This window comes from Pseudonocardia terrae, assembly GCF_021343995.1.
In the GTDB taxonomy this organism is placed as follows: Bacteria; Actinomycetota; Actinomycetes; order Mycobacteriales; family Pseudonocardiaceae; genus Pseudonocardia; species Pseudonocardia terrae.
Genome location: NZ_JAJTTE010000112.1, coordinates 1 through 6,283 on the forward strand (window position 1 = coordinate 1; position 6,283 = coordinate 6,283).

3 protein-coding genes and 1 pseudogene are annotated in these 6,283 nt (G+C 62.4%); all 4 read left to right on the plus strand.

Features of this window, described 5'->3' with window-relative positions; genetic code table 11:
- The coding region (locus tag LWC33_RS34060; protein WP_233308832.1) for a Z1 domain-containing protein at positions 1–1,239 on the plus strand (1,239 nt) is incomplete at its 5' end.
- A 396-nt stretch (positions 1,240–1,635) separates the two neighbouring features.
- Entirely contained in the window at positions 1,636–2,850 is a 1,215-nt protein-coding gene (locus tag LWC33_RS34065; protein ID WP_233308833.1) for a hypothetical protein, read from the plus strand.
- Between the two features lie 1,112 nt (positions 2,851–3,962).
- A complete protein-coding gene (locus LWC33_RS34070) occupies positions 3,963–5,216 on the plus strand; it encodes a cutinase family protein (RefSeq protein WP_233308834.1) in 1,254 nt (417 codons plus the stop codon).
- 230 nt (positions 5,217–5,446) lie between these two features.
- A pseudogene (locus LWC33_RS34075) lies at positions 5,447–6,234 on the plus strand (transposase family protein).
- Positions 6,235–6,283 lie beyond the last annotated feature (49 nt).

Sequence of the window (6,283 nt, forward strand, 5' to 3'; positions counted from 1 at the left end):
AGCACCCAGCCCGGCAAACCCAGATCAACTCAAGGCCTACTCGCGGATTCGGGTCAGAGGCAGCAGCAGAACCTCGATTTCGACCGCAACGACGTTTGGCGAGTGCTCGTCGGTGGAGCAAAGCTTAGCCGGGGATTCACTGTGGAAGGCCTCACCATCTCCTTCTACACGCGCAAGGCCCTGCAGGGTGACACATTGATGCAGGCCGGACGCTGGTTCGGCTTCCGCCAGGGCTATCGAGACCTTGTCAGACTCTTCATCCGGCGCGACCCCGACGACGCCCCGAAGCGGGTAGACCTGTATGAGGCCTTCGACGGCCTGATGCGTGATGAGGTCGCGCTCCGCACTCGGCTGCAGGACTACGAGGGCTTCCAAGACGATGGAACGCCGATCCTCGAGCCCTGGCAGGTCCCGCCCATCGTCAGCCAGCATCTGCCCTACCTCAAGCCGACTGGGCGGACGAAGATGTTCAACGCAGTCATCAACACCCTCGGGGAGGCTGGTCGGCTGAAGGACTACTACGGGCTCCCTCCGCGGAAGGACGCCACCGGGAAAGCGGCGAACTTCGTACTGATGACCTCGTTGCTTCAGAACGCGTCCGAGAAGACGACCTTCACCTCCAGCCGGAGAAGGCCCGAGGATCCCGCTAGCTCCTTTGAAGCGCTCGTCGGGATCATCAGCGCGAAGGAGTTCCTCAACGCTCTGTCGCAGCTGAAGTGGCATCCCGACTACGCGGACAAAGTGATCGCTCCGACTCTCCGGTTCTACGAGAAGCTGGTGTCCAACGGCAAGCTCCAAGACGTTGCACTGGTCTGGCCTCAGCTGACCAGGTTCGCGGAGCGCCGAGAACTCCCTGGATATGGGCAGGGACAGGTCATCACGCGTAACCGGCGAGAATGGCCGCGCATCGACTTCGTCGGTAGCGACTCGAAACACCGCGACGCCGTCGAGCGGATCGCGGGTACCACGAAGACCTCGGTGGACGACGCCGCCGACGCATTGCGAGACCCACACGGCACGCGAGGCGCGCTACTGCTGTATGTCGCCTCCGACCCAGCAGACGGCGGCGACCGCCGATGTCCAGCTGCTGACGTGCCCGATAGGCCGGACGCAAGCGACCTCGCCGTCCTGATCTCGATGGTCGCCCCGGCGACTGCCACGCCCAATGGCGGTCCCGTGGTCGAATGGACGGTGAGGAGGTCTTCACAACGAGGGGTCGCAGTCGTTGACGCCCCGTGACCCCGGTGGCGCGTTAGCTACTTCGACCTGAAGAAGGCCTCGTCGGGCGGATTGGCGAGGGGGACGGGGTGCGGCGGAAGGTGTTGATCTCCGTTCGGCGACCGATCAGGCCGCGAGGGCGGCGATTTTGACCAGGTTGTGGGCCAGCGCTGCTACGCCTGGCGGCGCGTCCCAGGTCGTCGTCCACACCGAATGCCGGGTCAGCAACCGTAACCTCGTCGACTGGGCGAAGGAGTGCCCGGTGAGCAGAGCCTCGAGGGGCCGGACACGGCGCCGATCAACAAAGGTCGACGAACCGGTCATCCATCTGACCAGTACAGAGTAACGTTCCGGCTGCGCACGATATAAGCGGCAAGCACCGCAGGCGAGAGGCTCCCCACGTTGTTGGTCAGCGAGATGGCTCAGAACTTCCAGCGTCTCTACAGTCGAAAAGCTCGGATCAAGCATGCGTTGGCCGACGTCGTGATGATGCGCGCCCTTAGGGCCGACAACGGGTATGCCCGTTTGGCCATCCGCAGGAACCTGCGGAGCGACGTGCAGAGTAGTCCCTTCGCTCAGCGAAGGGTTCGCAAAGCGGCGCTAGGGTACGTGCGGCTGCTGGTCAGCGATCGGCGGGCCTACAGAACCGCCACATGGGCCGGTAGCGTAGTTACCGTGCTGGTCGGCCTGATCCTTGCGTTCCGCTTTCGCAGTGAGGACTTTGTAATTGCGGCTTTCGCTACCTTCCTGGTGCAGGGTCTCCGGCGGATCTCGTCCAGGGCAATTGTTTCCGCGCTCAGCGTCTACGTCATACTGGTGCTCTTCTACTGCCTCCTGATGTACGGTCCGGTTGCGGGGTCGCGGCAATTCCTAGAAGGTTGGCGCATTGACTCAACTAATCTTCTTGACGGACAGCAGTGGAGGCAAATACTTCTGATGATGCTCCTGCTCCTACTCACGTCCCTCACGGCCTCTATGGTCGTCAAGCGCGTCCAGGTTCAAGCTAACCGGCGTGACGTGGCGCTTTTGTTCCCTGACTATGTCACGTGCCGGGTCGCGCGCGCGCTGGATTGTCTTGGCGTAGAGTACGTTGGGACCCGGTGGACAAGTTTCGATCAGTTCCACAGTGAACTTCACGATGCGATTCATATGATCGGAAGGGCTACCTCGGACAAGAAGATGGGTCGGCTTGCGACTGACTGCTGGTCAGGTTTCGCGAGGACTCTTGGCTCATACGTGGATGATCTGCGCTTACCAGACCGGTACACGACTCGCCGGCTTCAGGACGAGCTTACGAGGGATCTGAACGCGTTACTTCTCCGGCACTATGGGGAGCTGAAGAGGACAGCCGCAGGTCCGGTGACGGTCCGCAAACGTATCCATGTGGTTGGCGAGAACGTTCGATCGCTCGTGGTCGGCGTGCTGCCGCTGGCTGCAATATTGACGCTCGCTAAGTACGGCATCAAGCTGTCCGACCAGTGGCATCAGACCGCCGTCCTTCTGACAGCGCTGATCGCAGTAACCACAATCATCAACCTGCTCGACCCGACGTTCGATAAGCGTTTGGACGTGAGTAAGGGCGTGCTCTCGGTCCTCACTGGCGGCAAGGATGACAAGGATGGCAAGAAGTAGTCCCCTCCCCTTCTGTGGCTTGACTCCCCGTGTTACCCCTGTTAGGGAAGTGCTTCCGCAATAAATCACGGCAGTCGTCAAGCAGGGCAGGGGTACGGAACAAAATAGAAACGGCCAGGACGCCGGAGTAGGCCAACGTCCTGGCATGTCCCGGACCGATCACTTGGAGGCTGCTCAGTCTGGTAGGCAGGCGGAGGGTTACTACACGGACCTTAACCAACCGCCAGCTGCACTATCCGCCTTGATCTCGTGCAGCCGTGATAACCCGCTACATTATTATGCCAGCGCGGCGCGGCTGTGACCAAGCTTTGTGCTTCACCGACTTCTTGCATGTTGAGCAAAATAGTTGTTCAACAATGTCAGTGAGTCAGCGTTGTAAGAATTGTTAGTTTGAGTTCACCGGGGGTCACGTGTCGCATAGTGTCGGAAAACGCCGGCTGCGCGTCGTACAACATGTACTTGGCGACGCAGGACACCTCTGTCGGCTTGACCCTACAAGAAAAATGACGGACACTATCTTGTAGTTATGCACGACTTCACGCCAAACCAACCAAAACGACTTGACAAATCCGAGCGGATCGCGAACGCATACAAGGCCACAAATCCTGATGGGACGCGAAAGTATTTGACAAGACACATCGCGTCTGATTTTCGCGTGAGTGAGTCGACCGTGCTGCGGGCAGCGCGCACGTGGGGCGTCGTGCAGTCGGATGCGGAGGCCAACGCAGCGATCACGAAGCTCAAGCGGCCGACCCGTGCACGCCGCGTAGGCGCTGCTTGAACTCGTCCCAGGTCCAGGCTGCCTTTGGCTTCAATAACCCCGCCTCGTCTGAACGCCCTGCAAACGGCCGTACCGTTTAACGTGAAGCTTCACCGTTGCGTCCGGTCTGCCCGGATTGTTACACCGCCTGGCGCACGCTCAGTTCATAGCTGCTAACGACACGCAGTCGATCACGACGGTTATGACGCGAGTTGGGGTGACTTCAGACCGGAAGTCACCGTTGAGGGGAGCGTCGTCTTTGCAAGAAGGTACGAGTGCGCCCGGTGGCCGACGGCACGCGCTGAAGCGGTGGGGCACCGGTAAGCGTCTGGCAAGCCTCGCGGCGGGAGCGGTGGCGGGAGCGATCGCGATCGCAACGGTTGCGGCCGTGGTACCAAGCGCCAGCGCCGCCACACCGCCCGGCAGTGCGTGCAAGAAGATCTACTTCGTCGGTTCGAGGGGATCTGGCGAGCACCTCGATGACACGCTGACCCAGGCCGAGAAGGACAACGTTGAGAAGCTGAGGAAGCGTGGCGACCAAAAGGCCGCCCGCGACTACGCGCAGTCGATCGTGACCTATGGCTTTGGCAAGGAGGTCGCTCGTGTCTACGCCGAGTACTTGAAGTACCTGCCCGCAGGCGTCACGCAAAATGACGTCGGGACCATGTTCAACACGTATGAGGCCGCCAGTACCGACTTGCTGAAGCCGACAGAGAAGGAGACTGCGGCTCTGCGGTCGGTCCTTGAAGCTCCCCCGGTACTCAAACCCGTAGCGCTCGCACGCGCTGAGAAGTCGATCGAGAGCTACTGGTTCGGGGACCGCCCCGGCGACGGCGCGGACAAGTTCGTAGGCAGCGCCAACAGCGGCAACGGCGTCCTCACCACGCTGCTGACGAACCGGCTGAACACCTGCAAGGACGCGAAGTTCGTACTGGCTGGCTACTCGCAAGGTGCCATGGCTGTCCACCAACTCATGAAGGACCTGAACGGGAAGCCCGCGGGCAACGCCATCATCGGGGCGTTCCTCGTTGCAGACGGCGACCGGGACGGTACGCAGGCCTTCAAGTTCGGTAGCGCGCAGAACGACACGGGAGCGACCGGCGTGCGCGCGGCGCTCGGCACGCTCATCCCGAGCGTCAAGCCGCGCCCGGCTGACGTCGTGCATCCGGAGATCGTGGCTGACATCTGCGATAGCGGAGACATCGTCTGCGACATCAACCCGAACACCCTTCTCAACTGGAACAAGGGCAGCGCGATCCACACGGCTTACAGCGGCGATGACAACCGGGACATCCCTGACGCCGTCGGCAAGTGGGCGTCGAGGATTAACGGTCGCCTCCAGAACGGCTCCCTCTACCTCAGCCTCGATGGACTGCCCACGGCGACCCTGAACCAGCAGTACGACTACACCGTGAAGGCTCGTGGTGGCGACGGGCACTACAAGTTCACCTTCACGAACCTCCCGCCGGGCCTGAAGCAGGTGGGCGACCGCATCACCGGTAAGCCGAAGCAGTTCGGGAACTGGCCGGTCTCGCTCGCTGTCACTGACGGGCAGGGTCAGACCGCCCAGACGACCAAGACCCTCTCTGTGCAGCTGAAGAAGTAAGATCCTCGACACGAGTATGGCCCCGCACCTCGCGAACCTTCGTGAGTGCGGGGCCATACGTCTGACTGCGTAGGTTGAAAAGTGAAAAGCCCCGCACCTACCTAATTGAGCCCTTTCCATCCTGGTCGGAGGCGGGCGTGAGCTGCTGCGGCGCGGCGCCACCGGAATAAGTGAAGCTCCTGGTAGACGGGCGATTGACTAGATCAACACGTCCTGACCAGGAGCTTCGGTTGCCTTCCTACCCTGCGGGGCTGTCCGTGTCCAACCACGCCCTCATCACCCTCGCCGATGCCTCCGCGCTCGCCGGGCCAAGGTCGGTACCCGGTGGCGGCGCCTGTCCCCCGGTGACCAGGCCGTGCTCGTATTGGCGCACCTGCGCAAGGGCGACACCTACGCCGAGCTCGCCGCCGGGTACGGAATCGGCACGACCACCGTGTTCCGCTACGTCACCGAGGCGATCGAGGTCCTGGCCGCGCTCGCCCCGACCCTGGCCGAGGCGATGACGGTCATCAAGGCCAAGGCGTTCATCATCCTCGACGGCACCCTGCTGCGCATCGACCGAGTCGGCATGGGATCGGGCCGCGACCGGCCCTACTACTCGGGCAAACACAAGTGCCACGGCGTGAACGTGCAGGTCATCTCCGACGCAGCCGGTCGGCTCGTGTGGGCCTCGCCCGCCCTGCCCGGCGCACGACACGACATGGGAGCCGCTCGCGAGCACGGCATCCTCGAGGCCTTGCAGCAGGCGCAGGTGAAGGTGGTCGCCGACAACGGCTATCGCGGCTCGGGGTTCGAGGTCCCGCAACGACGTCGGCCCAAAGACCCCGAGACCGGCGAGCGGCGCACGCTCTCGACCAACCAGAAGGCGGTCAACTCCGCCCACGCCCGCCAGCGCGGACCCGGTGAGCGCGCCAACGCCGTGCTCAAGGCCTGGCGAGTCCTACGCAAGATCCGCTGCTGCCCACGACGAGCGACCGACCTGGTCAAGGCCGTCTTGGTCCTCTCCCACGCTGGCTGAGCCTGGATCCACTGTCGATCTTGGGTCGTGCCGCTAGTTGATCTTTGGC